Here is a 16287-nt window from a genome sequence, read left to right as displayed (position 1 = left end):
TCGCGGCGCCGAAGGGTTTCATGACCACCGTCACCGAGCTGCTGCAACCGGTTGAGACCGATCTCGAGACTTTGCTCAGCGATCTGCGCAAACTGATTGGTGCAGGTCACCCAATTCTTCAGGCTGCTGCAGAGCACTTATTCAGCGCGGGTGGCAAACGTTTGCGTCCCGGCATTGTTTTGCTGATCTCCAAGGCACTAGCTAGCGACGGAGAACTCACTCCTCGTCATCGACGCTTAGCAGAGATCACAGAGATGATTCATACAGCTTCCTTGGTTCACGACGATGTCGTGGATGAAGCCTCTACCCGACGTGGAGTGGATACCGTTCACAGTCGCTTCGATGCGAGAGTAGCCGTTCTCGCTGGGGATTTCCTCTTTGCGCAGGCCAGCTGGCATTTAGCCAACCTTGACGACCTCGATGTTGTCAAATTACTTAGTCGCGTAATCATGGATCTTGCTGATGGCGAAGTGAAGCAGGGCCTCTATCGCTTCGATACATCACAAAGCTTTGATACCTACTTAGAAAAAAGTTATTGCAAAACAGCTTCATTGATCGCTAACAGTTCGAGGGCAGTAGGCGTTCTAAGTGGATGTAGTCCACAAAAGCTTGGTTTGCTCTACCGATTTGGTCGTCAACTTGGTTTAGCGTTTCAAGTAGTAGACGACATTCTGGATTTTACCGGCAACGATCAGCAACTCGGCAAACCTGCCGCTAGTGATCTAGCTACTGGTTACCTAACGGCGCCTACGTTCTACGCTTTGGAGGAAAACCCTTCTCTGAGTTGTTTAATTGATCGTGAGTTCAGTGAAAGTGGAGATTTGGAGTGTGCACTAGACATAGTGCGCTCATCTCAAGCCATCCCTCGGACCCGAGATTTGGCAGAACAATTTGCCGACGAGTCACGCAAATCGATCGAGTGGATGGAAGATTCTCTTTGCAAAAGGGCTCTGTTAGAACTTCCAGATTTTGTACTCAGCCGCTTATACTGAGGAGCTGGTTGAGAACGATTTTTAAACTTTGAACGCGGCAAGGATTATTAGATAAGGGTAGGCGATTTTTGTTTCTCTCCGGCGATAACACCCACACCCGGCATCCTGCTGCAAGGGCCGAAGCCGTTCCAGCTGCCGAATCTTCGAGAGCCCAACAATTGGATGGCTCAACTTTCAATCGCTGCGCTGCAAGCAAGTAGGGCGATGGATCGGGTTTACCCGCCATTAGGTTCGGATCATCACCGTAGATCCGCTCCTGAATGAATTCAATCCATGGGTGATGGGCCGTTTTGAAATTCACTGCCTCACGGCTACTGCTAGTAACCAGAGCAGTCTTGATGTTGTGATCACAGCAGTGTCTAACTAAATCTTCGGCCATGGGCATGGCCGAAGCCTCGGGTAGCAGAACCCGAACAATCGGTTGTTGCACCGCCAGAAGAGCATCGATTCCTACAGGGGTGGGAAGCCAAGAGTCCACCTGACCAGCACAATCGATGCGACGTCGGCCCTTGAGCTTTAATAGTTGCGCTTCATTCAGCTCTGTTCCGAAATGAGCGGCAGCCTTACTCCAGCCAGTGCTGTGAATAGACTCGGTATCGAGCAGAAGCCCATCTAAATCAAACAGGCAAGCAGTCGGGAGTTGCGTCATCCCTACATGGGTAGTGCAGATTTTCTAGTCAAGCGTTTCATCTGCGTTCGGTAGATTGATAAGCAACTAGGAGAAGACTGGACTTGCTGCTTACTCTGAAGTCATGAGCGCTTCGTTTAGCCTCCAGCGATAGACACCAGCATATCTATTGAGAGCACGCTTCAGAAGCAGCGTTTGTTCGAACCATCGGCCAGTTTCTCCGCCAATGCACGCATCGGTAGCCTCGAAGCCTATCTGAGTATGGCTGAAGCGGCTAAATCAGATCCTGATAGCTTTTGGGGAGAGGTGGCGCGTAATGAACTGCACTGGTTTGAGCCATTCCATAGTGTTCTCGATTGGAGTGACGCTCCACTTGTACGCTGGTCGGCCCGATTGCTTGCCCTGATGAGATCCGCTTTAGTGATGCGTTACCTAAGACTCACAGTGGAAAAATCATGCGGTGGGTTCTTCGTGCTACGGCGGCCGGTGCAGAAATGACGGGAGATATCAGCACACTCGAGGATCAATCTGTTATTGATCGTCTTCGGGTCTAAAGCAATCCTGTTCAACTAGCCCACTGGCAAATAATTTGGGTGAGTCGATTTATGATCGAAACACGCTTTGGGTCGTCCGCCCAGGCTCCCAACAAATTCCGTCGTAATCCAGCGCTTGCTGGAGTGAGGTGATCACCCGGTAACCGCAGGAATTCGGTACTATCCCTGGCGCGTTGCCTCAGTGCTTGGAGTAGGTCATCGCTCTGATCAAGCTCATCGCGACCAAAACTCACTACAAGATTTCGCTCCTGTACATAGGAGCGAGCGATGAGTCGCAGTGTCTCTTGTGGGCCAGGACTGAATTCGGTTTTGATCCCCAATCTCGGAGCAATTTCTTTCAGGAGGGGGATCGACTGATCTGCTTGGAAGTTGTTGAAGCTGAGGGCCACCAGCCCGTGATCGCCACGGCCCCCGTCCGGGGCGAGGAGGTGAAGCTTACACCCCAGGCTATGACCTAATCGCAGCGGAGAGAGAAGTGTTCCACTGCGGTCCTCCAACTGACGTCGAGACTGGCGGAAGGCCATCCAAGCATCACGGGCCTGACCTTGATGGTCTAAGCCAGGAATATAAGTCCAAGCGTGAATAGCAAGGTCCGCCTCACAAAGGTTCTCTAGTAGCCTCTTGTAGCTTACCTGCGGAGTGGCCGCGAGATAAGTGCCGCCAATAAACTCCACTAAACCCTTAGGCCAACTTGGTCTAAGTTGCCAAATACTGCCACGCTGACGCCAACCTTGCATTGTTCAGAGCTGTAGGGCCTTGAGAACACGCTCGGCCTCGCGAACGTGGGCAGGACCATCTAATAAGTTACTGAAAATGTGGCGAATCACTAATGTTGGATCAACTACGTACGTAACACGCCCTGGCAGCAAAAAACCAAGTCCCTTGGCTACCCCCATTTGCCGACGCAAACTGTTGTTGCGATCGCAAAGCAGTGGAAACGGCACCTTATGGCGATCAGCAAAGCGACGATGACTAATCGCGTCGTCGCCACTCACCCCCCAAATCTTAGCATTAAGCCCTTTAAACACGTCTTTATTGTCCCTGAAGCTACAGACTTCGGCGGTGCAGCCTGGAGTTTCGTCTTTGGGATAAAAGAACAGCACAAGCCAATGACCTTGTAATGAAGACGTTGACTGTTGGTTTCCGTTTTGGTCTCCAAGACTGAAGTTTGGTAGATGATCGCCGATTCCAAACCTCATTGTTATTTATGCATTGAAAACTGACCATAGATGGCTTTCGTCTTGTACTGGGCGTGAAAATCAACGTCTGGACTGCCTTTTTGTGATGGCTGATCAGCTCGACCTACTAGGTGGATTACACGGTACGACAACGTTACTAGAACAGTGTCATGTTGAGACTTGGCAGCAACCTCCCTCCTCGCGGGCAGAAGCACCTTCCACGCTGCTAATCATAGATACGGAAACCACTGGTTTAGATCCCGAAAGCCATGCTTGTCTGGAGGTGGGTGCAATTTTATTTGATGTTGGTTCCCGAGTTGTTCTGGCCCAACAATCGTTTTTACTGCCGGTTCAGACCAACGCAGCAGAACAGATCAATCGCATTCCAGCTGCGGTGACCCGGCGACCTCAACCTTGGAAGAAGGCACTCACTTGGTTTCAAAGCCTCTTGGATGCCGCTGATGTCTTAGTGGCGCATAACGCCGCTTTCGACCGTCAATGGTTTGGTAGAGGGAGGTTACCGCTGACGACACAACCCTGGTTGTGTTCAATGGAAGACATAAGCTGGCCGGCCGACCGGCAGCTTCGCCCTCGGCCTTCGGTACGTGATCTCGCGTTGGCCTATGGCGTGCCGGTTTGGGCCACTCATCGAGCTTTAACCGACTGTATTTACCTGGCGGAAGTATTTGCTCGTTGTGATGATCTAGAACAAGCATTATTGCAAGGACTTGAGCCGCGTCAGTTAATGCGGGCTCATGTGCCATATGGCCAACGCCACCTCGCCCGTGAAGCAGGCTTTCGCTGGAACGATCCCATTAAGGGGGCTTGGACTCGCCGTCTCAGTAATCGGGAAAGACAGAACCTCTCTTTTGCTGTTGTTCCTGTCGAGATGGAGAACGGAGAAAGCAAAATCTGATACTGCGCATTTGCTTCATCACTCTGAAGTGACTGGGTTGTTTTGCAGCGAGTGAATCCAGCGCGAGCAGTCTGAATTGATGACCTGCTTTTTGCACCACCAGCAACGACCGCTTCGTTCACGACTACGCCACTGGCAACAGGTGCGGACGTGGGCACGACTAATTCGTGAAGCAGAAGCGCTTTGGCACGTGGATGTTCGTGCATTGCGACGTATTGGAGCCATAGAGCTGTCGCAGCTACTTGAGGAGGTTCCACCAATACATCGTCAGCGTGTGAACCGCTGGTTGCATTGCTATTGCGCATCCACGCGGTTCACACCTGTTCCTACGGAAAAACCACCTGACTCCTAATCAGTCAGTCGCAACCAACTCTCAAACCGTCAAGGACAGTGTTCTTCACTGTGTTTGATTACAGGTGTAACTCTATTCACTATCCTAGATGCCATGGTTGTTGCCCATAGGGTTCTTATTCACGCATCACTGGTTGCCTGTTGTTTAGGTCCTTTAGCTTGCAGCAATGAGCAAGCATCACGACGATTGAATGGAGCTGGTGCAACGTTTCCAGCAAAGTTTTATCAAAGTTTGTTTGCTGACTTAGTCCAATCCGGAGGCTTGCAGGTTAACTACCAAGCGGTGGGTTCTGGATCAGGACGCAGGGCATTTATAGATCAAACCGTTGATTTCGCTGCCTCGGATGATCCGATGAAAGCGATTGATCGAGACAGTGTAGACCGTGGGGTTGTTCAGATTCCAATGGTGGGGGGAACAATCGCGATCGCCTATAACAAACCGGATTGTAATCTCAAACTCACTCAAAAGCAGGTTGTACAAATAGCAATGGGCAGAATTAAGAATTGGCAAAACTTAGGCTGTAATCCTGGAATCCTGACCTGGGTGCACCGTTCCGATGGGTCTGGTACTACCAAAGCTTTTACCGACTCAATGCAAGTTTTTTCCGCAGAATGGACCCTGGGTAGTGGAAAATCTGTTAAATGGTCTACGGGCGTGGGCGCAAAAGGAAATGCTGGCGTAGCCGGGGTGATCGAAAACCTTGAGGGCGCTATTGGTTACGTAAATCAGTCTTTCATTAAAGGACGCCTGGTAGCTGCTGCAGTGCAGAACAAATCAGGTGAGTTTGTTAAGCCGTCTACGGAGTCTGGATCAATCACACTGAATACTATTCAGCTCGATCAGAATCTGGCTGGCAAAAATCCCAATCCAGTGGCAAAGGGAGCGTATCCCATCGCCACCTTAACCTGGGTATTGGCTTACCAAACGGGTAACGGAGATAAAAAAGCGGAGATTCAGGATCTTTTGACTTATATGTTGTCTAAAAGTTCTCAAAAGAAAGCTGCTTCCCTCGGCTTTGTCCCCTTAAAAGGAGAAATTCTCAAAAAATCCCAAGCTGCCGTGAGAAAGATTGTCAGCTAGCCATGATAGTTAGACAGATCGATGTGTTTTCTAGAAAGGCGGGGTTATTTGCTTATTTACAGTCATGAGAAACCAGGAAAGCTCGTCCGCAAGAGCGAATAAGCTCGATATTCAAGTGTCAATCAACAAAAAAATCGGAGCGGCGGGATTTGAACCCGCGACCCCTACTACCCCAAAGTAGTGCGCTACCAAGCTGCGCCACGCCCCGTCCGATCCAAGCTACTATAGTGCACTACAGCGGCTGAGTCGTCTTAACAGCCGAGCAGTGAGACGCGCACGCGTGTCCATAGCATAGTGGAGAAAACGCAACTCCTGAGCCAATATGCGCATTTCAAATAAGCTCATGGAAGCCAAACGAAGTTCGGGTAAGGCTTGCCATGCACGTGCATGCATCGGCAGGGTGTCAATTCCCTTGATTTGTCCAAAATTAAGAGTTCCGTCAGCCAGCCACTCTGGAATTAATACGATAAGAACAGCAATTAGACCATAAAGCTCCACTAGACCACGCGGCAGAGGATGAAGGCGGCGTTGTTTAGAGGGCTTAGGTTGCTGCTGCCGCGCACTCACGGGAATCTTCGAGGCGCTCTAACCATTCTACTGTGGCATTGAGGTTTCAGATCTGCCTTACGATCACGTTTAAGCTGCTAGGAAGGCAAGTGGCTGATCGGATTTATCCCGCCAAAGTAGACCAGGCTCACGATCTTGTCCAGATCGTAGATTAAAAATCACCAAAGAAATGATTAAAAAAATTGTGAGAACAATGGCCATAAGTACCTGACGGTCAGACAGGCTATTAGACATGGCCTTTAATTCAGGCGAATCGGGCTATTGTCGCCACGGAGGACGCAGTGCTTAACGTTCCAATCGTAGTGTCTCCAAACCTTTTTCGGCATCTTATAGTCTGCACCAGGAAAGTCTTCGAGCAATACTCGTGTTGGCATGGCCGAGCAGTAAGGGCGACTATTAGGTTTGGCGAGATATTGCTGGTGGTAGTCCTCCGCGAGGAAGAATAGCTGACTCATACGGATCTCGGTGGTGATTAGGCCAAACCCCTGAAGCTCGAGTTCGTTCTGGTAAGCATCTCGGCTGGCATTGGCCAGAAGAAATTGGCGCTCACTTGAGGTGTAGATAGCAGAACGATATTGGCTACCGGTGTCGTTGCCTTGGCGGTTGCCCTGGGTTGGATCATGACATTCCCAAAATAGCTTTAGCAGATCACTGAAATCGATTATGGAAGAGTCCCAGACCACACGGACGACTTCAGTGTGTCCAGTGCGCCCGGAACACACTTGGTTATATGAAGGATTGTCAACATCTCCTCCGGCATAACCCACTGCTGTGGTGACGACACCGGGTAACCGCCAAAAACCTTTTTCAGCTCCCCAAAAACAGCCGCAGGCAAAAACTGCCTCCTCTTGGTCATCTATCAAGAGTGCCTGCAGGGGCGTCCCCAGTACTGCATGATTTGCAGCGATGGGATGTTTAACACTGTTGCGAGGTGACATCCAAGAAGGAAACATGATGAGCAGATCGTGTAGTTGAGCCTAAATAGCTGAATCATTCTTAGTGACTGGCTCTAACTGAATGTGGTTTAACAGGGTGGTGACAAAAGCGAATAGGAGGAAAGGAAGGCTGAGCACGAGGATTAAGCCGACACCAACTAAAGCAAAAAGTGGGCGTGACGATCCCATCAACGCCAATCCTGCAGCGAGGCTGACAAAAATCACTACCATCCACGCCAGTACCTGGCCATAGACATCTCCAAATGAAAGCGTGCAGCGCATTACAAGAGGGGATTCACTGGTCATAACATCGGGTTTCGCTATTTCAGCTAAGCCAGAAACAACGTATCTTTCCGCAGGGCGCTCTAACTCTTCAGGTTCAGATGGCCATTGCATCGATTTCTTGAGCGGCCTGTTGCCGTTCCCATAGACGGCGATAGGCTCCGGGTGTCTGAATCAGCTGGTCATGGTGGCCTTTTTGAACGATTTGACCGTTCTCCATGACGAAAATCCGATCGCAGGCAGCTGCTGCCGACAGTTGATGGCTGATCATCACGATTGTTCGTCTATCCTGAGTGCGGATGGAACCGAGGATGGCTGCAGCGGTCTTATTGTCAACGCTGGCCAAAGCATCGTCCAGCACTAACACCGGAGCGGTAACCAAAAGAGCACGTCCCAGAGCTGCACGCTGGCGTTGCCCACCACTTAGCGTGATGCCACGCTCCCCCACGACCGTATCATAGCCATTGGAAAAGCCTTTAACATCGTTAGCCAAGTGAGCTTGCTCAGCGGCAGTTTCCACCTGGCTCCTGTCAGCTCCCGGTTCCCCATAACGTATATTGTCCGCAAGGGTGTTAGTGAACAGAAAGCCTTCTTGAGGAACGATCGCAACCTCATGCCGCAAGTCCTGCAGAGCTAAATTAGTGATGTCAGTGCCATCAAGGAAGAGCTGACCTTGGCCCACGGGGACCATGCGGCCAAAAGCCCGGGCCAGCGTTGTCTTCCCACACCCTACAGCACCCACTACGGCTACCAACTCGCCGGCTTCGATGCTGAAATTCAACCCGTTTAAAGCATTACGCTCCGCGCCGTTGTAGCGAACTTCAAGGCCGCGGGCCTCAAGTTTGCCGCGTGGCCGACTGTTATTTACGGTGATGGGTGTAGTAATTACCTTGTCTTGAATGGAGGGTTCACGCTGGAGCAATTCTTCAACTCTTTCCAGGCTCACTTGTCCTGTTTGAAAGGTATTCATTGTGAATCCCAGTAGTGCGGTTGGAAAAATCAGTTGCTCTACATAGATAATCAGGGCTACTAGACTCCCTATGGTCAAGGTTTGTGACCCGAGTTGGCCGCTTCCAATGGCAAGAAGCAACAATAGCGAAATCGAAGAAATTCCTTCCAAAAGAGGAAACAGCGTGCTACGGGTACGAGCTAGGCGAATGGCGCTATCTCGGTAGCGTCGATTGCGACCCGAAAACGCATCTTGTTCTGAATCCTCTTGCCCATAGATTTTGATGGCACCGATACCCGAAAGGTCTTCCTGAATCAGGTTGCTCAGACTCGAGAGTTCTTTTTGTTGCGCACATTGCTGACGCATCATCCGGCCGCCGAACAGTCGCACAGTTCCAAACATGAGTGGATAAAGACCGACAGCTGCCAATGTCAGACCAGGATCAATTGCCAGCATTGCTGGCAGAGTCATGGCATAGGCAAGGAGTGTGTTGGTGAGACTGAGAATGGCAAATCCCAGTAGACGGCGAATGTTTTCTACATCACTAGTGGCACGGCTGATCACTTCACCGCTGCCTGTAGTTTGAACCCATGTTGGTTCCTGCCGCAGCATGTGTTCGAATAGGCGCTGGCGTAGGTCGACTTCCACCTGTCTGCCAACACCAAAAACCAGCTGACGAGAGATGAGTCGGATCACAGCCATCGTAGTGGTGAGAACGATGATCCAGCTCGCTTGCTGCAGGATGCTTACGTACGAGGGCCCGTGCTGCAGCTCATTTACGACGCTGCGCACCTCAAGTGGGATTGTCACTCTGAGGAAATTGACGAGCACAAGTGCAACGGCTCCGATTGCCACCGTTTTACGATGAGGCCGCAGGTAACGGCCGATCAGATCGAGACGGAGGGCGGCCATGCTGATTTCCGTTTGATTACGGTCAACCTAAGCAGTAACCGCTCACAGCTTCGGCCAGTTTCGGTTTCTAGGTGGTTACGTAATAGTGAATTTAAATTTCTAACACCCGGACCTGGGATGCTTCCTCGCGCCCAGGGGTTTTTTGTGCTGCTCATCGTTGCAATGTCCTCTGAACTCCGTCCTTGGCCCCGGCGTCTTGAGTCCCTACTCCAGGGACACGACCTCACTGCCAACGACGCATCATCACTGATGCGGGCTTGGCTAGCTGGAGACTTGTCTCCAGCTCAGACGGGAGCCTTTCTCGCCGGTCTGAGAGCTAAAGGCATTGTAGCGGATGAATTGGTAGCCATGGCCATCGTCCTTCGTAAGGCATGTCCTCTTCCTTGCGATCGTCCCGATTTGACTATGGTGGACACCTGCGGTACTGGTGGAGATGGCGCTGACACCTTTAATGTCTCAACGGCGGTAGCCTTCACGACCGCCTCCTGCGGCGTGAATGTAGCTAAACACGGCAATCGCAGCGCTAGCGGAAATGTGGGCTCTGCTGATGTGCTGGAAGGTCTTGGTGTGAACCTCGGGGCTCCGCTCGCCTCCGTCGTCGATGCAATTTCTAAAACGGGAATCACCTTTCTGTTTGCTCCGGCGTGGCATTCGGCATTAGTGAACCTGGCTCCATTGCGCCACAGTCTTGGGGTACGCACGGTATTCAATCTATTAGGCCCCTTGGTGAATCCCCTTCAACCTCAAGCACAGGTACTTGGTGTAGCTCAAGCAGACCTACTGAATCCCATGGCCAGCGCTCTAAGCCAATTGCATCTAAAACGTGCGATCGTGGTGCATGGTAGCGGGGGCTTAGATGAAGCCTCCTTGTCAGGAGTCAACGAGCTGCGCTTGATCGAGGCAGGTCGATCGATCGCGTCCCGTTTTATTTCACCTAATGATCTCGGATTTGAACAGGTACCACTTGAGGCGCTACGAGGCGGTAATCTGGCAGAGAACCAGCGCATACTTGAGAATGTCTTAAAAGGTCAGGCCACACCAGCACAAATGGATGTTGTAGCCTTCAATACCGCTTTGGCCCTTTGGGTTGCTGGTTCGGAATCTGATCTAAAGATAGCGTCTCGGCGTGCACTGCAAACGCTCCGCCAAGGTCTGCCATGGCAAAAACTTCAGGATCTTCGGCAAGCGCTATCTCATGGGAATGGACAATGAATGTCTAAAATACCCCGCGGTTTAGATGCCCGATTTCCCATCCAGCGAAGCTCACCTCGTTCTCGCTGATGGCACAGTCCTAAGCGGTGCTGGTTTTGGTCACCGAGGGGCAGCTATGGGAGAGGTTGTTTTCAATACAGCAATGACTGGATATCAGGAGGTGCTTACCGATCCTTCTTATGAGGGGCAGCTGGTGGCGTTTGCGTATCCTGAACTGGGAAACACGGGTGTAAACGCCGATGATCAGGAGGCCAGCATGCCCCATGCTCGTGGAGTAATTGCGCGACAGTTGGCACCTTGTCCCAGCAATTGGCGTAGTCAAGGCTCCCTTGAAAGTTGGATGCGCGACCATCAGATCGTAGGTATTTTGGGGGTTGATACGCGTGCGCTCATCCGCCATCTCCGTGACCGCGGTGCAATGAACGGTGTGATTTGTACTAAAGGGAGCCGCCCGATTACCCTTCTCGATGAGCTACGAGCCGCTCCTTCGATGGAGGGTTATGACCTGGCTAGTTGTGTCTCTACAACTAAATCGTATCGTTGGACTGATACTTGCCGTGTCGATTTTGACCGGCGGCTACAAGCCAAACCTAGTCGTCCTTTCCAGGTCGTAGCAATTGATTTCGGGATTAAGCGCGCCATTTTGGATCGCCTTGTCGCCCATGGTTGCGAGGTGACTGTCCTACCGATGAACAGTGACATTGCAACGGTTCGCTCTCATAAACCTGATGGCGTTTTTCTCTCAAATGGACCGGGCGATCCCGCAGCTGTGACTAAAGGAATCGCTTTAGCCAAGGCCCTGCTCGAGGAAAAGGATCTTCCCATGTTTGGCATTTGCTTGGGGCATCAGATCCTTGGTCTAGCGTTGGGTGGTTCTACCTTCAAACTTGCCTATGGTCATCGTGGCTTAAATCATCCTTGCGGTATCACTGGTCAAGTAGAAATTACGAGCCAGAATCACGGTTTTGCTTTGGACTCCCACTCTCTTATGTCTGATCAGATTGATATTACTCATTTCAATCTTAACGATCAAACAGTTGCGGCAATCGCTCATCGGTCTAAGCCTGTTTTCAGTGTTCAGTACCACCCAGAAGCCAGTCCTGGCCCTCATGATGCAGATCATCATTTCTCTCGTTTCGTTGCGTTGATGTCGGATTGCCGTCGTGGTGGTGGTTAACCGCTAAAACCATCTCTACACTTCGTACCGAATGCCTGGGGGGCCTGATCCCATCAGCGAGCTTCAACGATTAACCGTTTCACTTCGAGGCGGGTTCGAGCAAAAGGATCAATGCTTGGTGCTCAATTTCACAGGACAGTTGGATGCTTATTCCGAGAAGCAATTTTCGAAATACGTCACCGGTATACTCAAGGCCAGCAAATTACCTGCTGTACTGGATCTTAGCAAAATTGATTTTGTAGATTCCTCCGGACTGGGCGCCTTGGTACATCTTGCTAAGCAATGCACCGACGTTAAACGTGCTTTTCATCTTGTCGGCAACACGCGCGTATCCCAAACCGTGAAGCTGGTGCGCCTAGAGGACTTTCTTCATCTGGTTAATGATTTACCGACCGCTCTCAATAAGCTTGCGGCTTGAGTGACTGGATTTGTGCTCAGACGCCTCGAGGGGGAGCTGATCAGCTTGGTCCGCTACAGCTTGCTTGGATTGGAGATGCGGTTTGGGAGCTTCATCAACGTTTGCGTCATGGATCTCGTCCAGGCCGCGCAGATGCCCTGCACAAAGCTGTCGTCGCCTATGTCAGAGCAGATGCCCAGTCAGCTGTCCTCGCTTGGCTGGAAAAGGAAGGTTTGCTGTACGATAATGAGTTGGATCTGGTTCGTCGGGGCCGGAACAGCGTTGGGCGGAGTCCCCGTCGGGTTGAAGCCTCTGTTTATGCGCGGGCCACTGGCTTTGAAACGATGGTCGGCTGGCTGTTTCTGAACAATCCAGTCCGACTAGCTGAGCTCTTCGATCAACTGGAGATGGTCGAATCCATTTCTATAACCCCGCCTCAAACTCCATGAGCTCTTATTCTGAACGTCGCTTTGATAAAGCCTCCCTCAATAGCCGTCAGGGAGGTGTCAGCAGTGATCGTCCTTCGGGCAGATCTTCATCATTCAGTAGCCTCTCATTGAACCGAAGTTCTGATAAAAAGAAATCTCTGTCTTCCGATAGGAACTCCGATAACAGGCGGCCTCGAAGGAACCAGGTAGAACATGGCACCTCCAGCAACCGCTCATCGAGTGGACGCTTTTTGAAGGATCATTATTTTGGCGATCGCTCCTCAAGTAATGGCCCCCCAAGTGATCGCCCCCAGAGACGGCGCGATAACAAGAGCCTCCGGTCTTACGGGCGGAATGAAGAAGATGAGGGGCGGTCTTATAAACGCCGAAATAACAGAGACTCCTGGTCCTATGGGCAGCGAGAAGATCAGGGATCTCGCCCCCAGAGACGGCGCGATAACAAGAGCCTCCGGTCTTACGGGCGGAATGAAGAAGATGAGGGGCGGTCTTATAAACGCCGAAATAACAGAGACTCCTGGTCCTATGGGCAGCGAGAAGATCAGGGATCTCGCCCCCAGAGACGGCGCGATAACAAGAGCCTCCGGTCTTACGGGCGGAATGAAGAAGATGAGGGGCGGTCTTATAAACGCCGGGGTGAACAGTTTGAGCGTTCCTCCTTTCGAAATAGACTCCGCCCTGATTTACCGCCTCAGGAATATTTTCGTGATCGCTCTAGATACGATCCCGATCGGCGCCGCTTCGGTGATGAACGGCAACGCTCCTCTCAGCACCAACCTTTTGGCTTTACGGAGCCTAGTTTTCGGCGTCCCGAAGTAGCTCCTGAGGCTGAAGCATTTATTTCACCTGCTGATGACCTGATCTGGGGTCGCCATGCATCACAGGCTGTTCTCGAGTCAAGAAGACCAATTCATAGGATCTGGTGTACACCGGAGATGCGAAGTTCTTCGAAATTCCTACAGCTGTTGCGTGAGGCCAAGGCTTCCGGTGTTCTGGTCGAAGAGGTTACCTGGGCTCGTCTCGCTCAAATCACAAGTGGCTCTGTACACCAGGGCATTGCTTTGCAGACTGCTGCTGCAGATACTTTTAATCTCGACATCCTTATCGACAGTTGCTCTGATCTCGGTGAACCCCCTTTGTTACTTGCTCTCGATGGCATAACGGATCCCCATAACCTTGGTGCTGTTGTACGTTCCGCGGAGGCGATGGGTGCCCATGGTCTTGTACTACCTCAGCGTCGCAGTGCTGGTCTCACTGGTTCAGCGGCCAAGGTGGCGGCGGGAGCCATGGAGCATCTGCCCGTGGCGCGTGTCGTCAATCTCAACCGCTCCCTGGAGAAGCTGAAGAGTTCAGGGTATCGGGTGATTGGCTTGGTTGCTGAAGGAGACATCACTCTTATGGATGTAAATTTGGAAGGTCCTCTCGTATTGGTCACTGGGTCAGAGAATCAGGGTTTGTCACTGCTCACACGCCGCCATTGTGATCAATTGGTGAGGATTCCTCTGCGTGGCATCACTCCCAGCCTGAATGCTTCTGTTGCCACCGCTCTGTGTGTATACGAAGTAGCTCGTCGTAATTGGATGAAAGACGTTCACGGCCAAGCGCCCCCGCCTCCAATTGTTCGACCCCGTATAAAGACCCAAAAAACCGTGTCCATAAAACCGCTCGTTTCCGATCACATAACCTCTGAGCTTTCGGATCCTGAACCACAAAGGATTAATGAACCAATAGTGTCAAATCCATCAGCCGAATTTTCAGGTCTGATTGAAACAGGGTCTCCACAAGCGGAATCTACCTGTCCAACATCCAGGGTTGCTGTTGATTTGTCATAAGCAAACCTTGAAACTGATTTCCGGTTCGGCCGAAGTGTCAAGCGGCTCCCTGGTGAGAGATGAACAATTTGGTCTCTCCACAGGCCAAAATGCGTGTACTAATCATTTTCCCAATGAGCCCACTGATCCGGCCACTGCGAAGCCTAGCTAACGGCCTCGGTGTTGCCTGGTGGGCGCGTATCCAGACCTCCGGTCCAGACGTTACCTACTGGTTCGGTCCGTTCATCACAAAAAACGGCCTCGAGTCACAACTGTCGACTTTCCTTGAAGATATCAACTCCGAGCATCCTCAATCCATTAGTCATTCGTTGCTTCGCACCCGACGTGGAGAACCGCTGACCATCTCAACTGAGGCGTGACAGACCACTGATAGCTTTGCTTATGCAGCTCCTGCAATGGCTCGCAAACCCATGACAATCAGTGAGTGGCGTCAACAACTACAGAAAGGCGAAGTTTCTTCCCGTGAACTTGTTGATCAGCACATAGACAGGCTCGAAGTAGCTGAACCTTTGCTCAATGTTTATAATGAGGTAACTATTGATCGAGCCCGTGCAGATGCTGATCGCGTCGACACGGCTCGGGTTAACGGCGAGCCTCTTGGACCTCTAGCTGGTCTACCGTTGGCCGTTAAAGATAACCTCTGTACCCGTGGGATTCGAACTACATGCTCCAGCCGCATGCTCGAGCATTTTGTTCCTCCTTATGAGTCCACTGCCACAAAACGGCTTTGGAAAGCCGGGGGCGTTTTGGTTGGTAAAACCAACCTAGACGAATTTGCTATGGGCAGCTCTACCGAAACCTCAGCGTTTGGGGCCACGCGCAATCCCTGGAATACTGACTACGTCCCCGGTGGTAGTTCTGGTGGGAGCGCGGCGGCGGTATCCTCGGGCAGCTGCATCGCTTCTCTGGGATCCGATACAGGTGGATCAATCCGTCAGCCAGCGTCTTTCTGTGGTGTTGTTGGTTTGAAACCTACCTATGGGCGTGTGAGTCGTTGGGGGTTGGTGGCATTTGCCAGCTCGCTTGATCAAGTGGGTCCATTTGCAGCCAACGTAGCCGACGTAGCCGAGCTTTTGCAGGTAATCGCTGGGCCAGATCCACATGATTCCACTTGTCTTAACGTTGATGTTCCTGATTTCACCGCCGGTCTTGATCGACCAATAAAAGGATTGAAGGTGGGCATAATTAAGGAGTGTTTTGACGCCGAGGGACTAGAAAGCGAAGTCAGGGTCTCTGTACAGGCAGCCGTAGCCCAGCTTGGGGTTCTTGGAGCTGAGTTGGTTGAGGTGAGCTGTCCGCACTTCAACGACGGTATCGCTACTTACTACGTGATCGCCCCTTCTGAGGCATCTGCCAATTTAGCTCGTTACGACGGGGTCAAGTATGGATTTCGTGCCAAGAATGTTGAGAGTTTGGTTACCATGACGGCTAGTAGTCGGGCGGAGGGCTTTGGTGAAGAGGTGCAGCGGCGCATTCTGATCGGAACATATGCTCTCTCTGCCGGATATGTCGACGCTTACTACAAGAAGGCTCAGCAAGTGCGCACCCTAATCCGTCGTGATTTCTACAATGCGTTTAAATCAGCGGACGTATTGCTCACACCTACAGCACCCTCCACTGCCTTCAAAGCTGGAGCCTGCAAAGACAATCCCTTAGCAATGTATTTAGCTGATTTGTTAACGATTCCAGTTAGCCTCGCTGGCCTACCAGCGATTAGTGTCCCCTGCGGATTTAGTCAGACAGGTCTTCCAATCGGTTTACAGCTGATTGGCGATGTGCTGAAAGAAGCTCGTTTGCTGCAAGTGGCCTACCAATACGAGCAGGCTGCTGACGTCTTTTCCAAGCGTCCTTTCTCACCTCTGGTACCCTAATCTCCGT

The 16287-nt window shown here is 51.5% G+C and carries 20 protein-coding genes, 1 tRNA gene and 1 pseudogene; 13 read left to right on the top strand and 9 right to left on the bottom strand.

Going from position 1 to position 16287, the window contains the following annotated elements; all coding sequences use genetic code 11:
* Nucleotides 1-20 precede the first annotated feature (20 nt).
* The gene (sds, locus tag ABWV55_RS06795) at nucleotides 21-992 is read left to right on the top strand and encodes a solanesyl diphosphate synthase (protein ID WP_353292659.1); all 972 of its coding nucleotides are present in this window, start codon (nucleotides 21-23) and stop codon (nucleotides 990-992) included.
* On the opposite strand, the gene ABWV55_RS06790 is transcribed toward sds, so the two are convergent.
* The gene (locus ABWV55_RS06790; protein ID WP_353291360.1) at nucleotides 976-1641 is read right to left on the bottom strand and encodes an HAD family phosphatase; all 666 of its coding nucleotides are present in this window, start codon (nucleotides 1639-1641) and stop codon (nucleotides 976-978) included. The two genes, sds and ABWV55_RS06790, sit on opposite strands and share 17 nt — an antisense overlap.
* A gap of 77 nt (nucleotides 1642-1718) precedes the next feature.
* Here ABWV55_RS06790 and ABWV55_RS06785 point away from each other — a divergent pair.
* Nucleotides 1719-2004: pseudogene (locus tag ABWV55_RS06785) on the top strand (acetyl-coenzyme A synthetase N-terminal domain-containing protein); the annotation flags it as partial.
* Nucleotides 2001-2174, top strand: coding sequence for a hypothetical protein (locus ABWV55_RS06780; RefSeq protein WP_353292658.1), 174 nt, complete (start codon nucleotides 2001-2003; stop codon nucleotides 2172-2174). The pseudogene ABWV55_RS06785 and the gene ABWV55_RS06780, both read left to right, overlap by 4 nt.
* An 11-nt stretch (nucleotides 2175-2185) precedes the next feature.
* Here the strand turns inward: ABWV55_RS06780 and ABWV55_RS06775 are convergent, their stop codons facing one another.
* Nucleotides 2186-2911: a DUF1350 family protein gene (locus ABWV55_RS06775; RefSeq protein ID WP_353291359.1), complete on the bottom strand. Its 726-nt coding sequence runs from the start codon at nucleotides 2909-2911 to the stop codon at nucleotides 2186-2188.
* Nucleotides 2912-2914: 3 nt separating this feature from the next.
* On the bottom strand, nucleotides 2915-3373 hold the full coding sequence (locus tag ABWV55_RS06770) for a peroxiredoxin (RefSeq protein ID WP_353291358.1): 459 nt from the start codon (nucleotides 3371-3373) through the stop codon (nucleotides 2915-2917).
* A gap of 85 nt (nucleotides 3374-3458) precedes the next feature.
* On the opposite strand from ABWV55_RS06770, the gene ABWV55_RS06765 reads away from it, so the two are divergent.
* From ABWV55_RS06765 to pstS, 3 genes are all read left to right on the top strand, one after another.
* The gene (locus ABWV55_RS06765; protein WP_353291357.1) at nucleotides 3459-4268 is read left to right on the top strand and encodes a 3'-5' exonuclease; all 810 of its coding nucleotides are present in this window, start codon (nucleotides 3459-3461) and stop codon (nucleotides 4266-4268) included.
* Between the two features lie 79 nt (nucleotides 4269-4347).
* The gene (locus tag ABWV55_RS06760) at nucleotides 4348-4620 is read left to right on the top strand and encodes a hypothetical protein (RefSeq protein ID WP_353291356.1); all 273 of its coding nucleotides are present in this window, start codon (nucleotides 4348-4350) and stop codon (nucleotides 4618-4620) included.
* A gap of 93 nt (nucleotides 4621-4713) precedes the next feature.
* On the top strand, nucleotides 4714-5700 hold the full coding sequence (gene pstS, locus ABWV55_RS06755; RefSeq protein ID WP_353291355.1) for a phosphate ABC transporter substrate-binding protein PstS: 987 nt from the start codon (nucleotides 4714-4716) through the stop codon (nucleotides 5698-5700).
* A gap of 134 nt (nucleotides 5701-5834) precedes the next feature.
* On the opposite strand, the gene ABWV55_RS06750 is transcribed toward pstS, so the two are convergent.
* The 6 genes from ABWV55_RS06750 to ABWV55_RS06725 all read right to left on the bottom strand — a co-directional run bounded on the left by ABWV55_RS06750 (nucleotide 5835) and on the right by ABWV55_RS06725 (nucleotide 9345).
* Nucleotides 5835-5908, bottom strand: a tRNA-Pro gene (locus tag ABWV55_RS06750).
* A gap of 14 nt (nucleotides 5909-5922) precedes the next feature.
* The gene (locus ABWV55_RS06745) at nucleotides 5923-6267 is read right to left on the bottom strand and encodes a hypothetical protein (protein WP_353291354.1); all 345 of its coding nucleotides are present in this window, start codon (nucleotides 6265-6267) and stop codon (nucleotides 5923-5925) included.
* Nucleotides 6268-6336: 69 nt separating this feature from the next.
* A complete protein-coding gene (locus ABWV55_RS06740) occupies nucleotides 6337-6501 on the bottom strand; it encodes a hypothetical protein (RefSeq protein WP_353291353.1) in 165 nt (54 codons plus the stop codon).
* A 5-nt stretch (nucleotides 6502-6506) separates the two neighbouring features.
* On the bottom strand, nucleotides 6507-7220 hold the full coding sequence (gene msrA, locus ABWV55_RS06735; protein WP_353291351.1) for a peptide-methionine (S)-S-oxide reductase MsrA: 714 nt from the start codon (nucleotides 7218-7220) through the stop codon (nucleotides 6507-6509).
* A gap of 24 nt (nucleotides 7221-7244) precedes the next feature.
* A complete protein-coding gene (locus tag ABWV55_RS06730; RefSeq protein WP_353292657.1) occupies nucleotides 7245-7508 on the bottom strand; it encodes a hypothetical protein in 264 nt (87 codons plus the stop codon).
* A gap of 73 nt (nucleotides 7509-7581) precedes the next feature.
* Entirely contained in the window at nucleotides 7582-9345 is a 1764-nt protein-coding gene (locus ABWV55_RS06725) for an ABC transporter ATP-binding protein (RefSeq protein WP_353291350.1), read from the bottom strand.
* A gap of 162 nt (nucleotides 9346-9507) precedes the next feature.
* Between ABWV55_RS06725 and trpD the strand changes: the two genes are divergently transcribed.
* The 7 genes from trpD (at nucleotide 9508) to gatA (ending at nucleotide 16280) form a co-directional block, all read left to right on the top strand.
* Nucleotides 9508-10557 carry an anthranilate phosphoribosyltransferase gene (gene trpD, locus ABWV55_RS06720; RefSeq protein ID WP_353292656.1) on the top strand — a complete coding sequence of 350 codons (1050 nt, stop codon included), beginning with the start codon at nucleotides 9508-9510 and terminating at the stop codon, nucleotides 10555-10557.
* A gap of 25 nt (nucleotides 10558-10582) precedes the next feature.
* Nucleotides 10583-11734 carry a glutamine-hydrolyzing carbamoyl-phosphate synthase small subunit gene (gene carA, locus ABWV55_RS06715; protein ID WP_353291349.1) on the top strand — a complete coding sequence of 384 codons (1152 nt, stop codon included), beginning with the start codon at nucleotides 10583-10585 and terminating at the stop codon, nucleotides 11732-11734.
* 31 nt (nucleotides 11735-11765) lie between these two features.
* Nucleotides 11766-12152 (top strand): STAS domain-containing protein, encoded by a 387-nt coding sequence (locus ABWV55_RS06710; protein ID WP_353291348.1) that lies wholly within the window; start codon nucleotides 11766-11768, stop codon nucleotides 12150-12152.
* Entirely contained in the window at nucleotides 12149-12580 is a 432-nt protein-coding gene (locus ABWV55_RS06705) for a ribonuclease III domain-containing protein (RefSeq protein ID WP_353291347.1), read from the top strand. Before ABWV55_RS06710 ends, ABWV55_RS06705 begins: the two co-directional genes overlap by 4 nt.
* Entirely contained in the window at nucleotides 12577-14409 is a 1833-nt protein-coding gene (rlmB, locus tag ABWV55_RS06700) for a 23S rRNA (guanosine(2251)-2'-O)-methyltransferase RlmB (protein ID WP_353291346.1), read from the top strand. Before ABWV55_RS06705 ends, rlmB begins: the two co-directional genes overlap by 4 nt.
* A gap of 113 nt (nucleotides 14410-14522) precedes the next feature.
* Nucleotides 14523-14768 carry a DUF1816 domain-containing protein gene (locus ABWV55_RS06695; protein WP_353292655.1) on the top strand — a complete coding sequence of 82 codons (246 nt, stop codon included), beginning with the start codon at nucleotides 14523-14525 and terminating at the stop codon, nucleotides 14766-14768.
* Nucleotides 14769-14804: 36 nt separating this feature from the next.
* Entirely contained in the window at nucleotides 14805-16280 is a 1476-nt protein-coding gene (gatA, locus tag ABWV55_RS06690; protein ID WP_353291345.1) for an Asp-tRNA(Asn)/Glu-tRNA(Gln) amidotransferase subunit GatA, read from the top strand.
* The last annotated feature ends 7 nt before the right edge of the window (nucleotides 16281-16287 follow it).

This window comes from Synechococcus sp. M16CYN (assembly GCF_040371545.1).
In the GTDB taxonomy this organism is placed as follows: domain Bacteria; phylum Cyanobacteriota; class Cyanobacteriia; order PCC-6307; family Cyanobiaceae; genus Parasynechococcus.
This window is presented reverse-complemented; position numbering and strand designations above follow the sequence as displayed.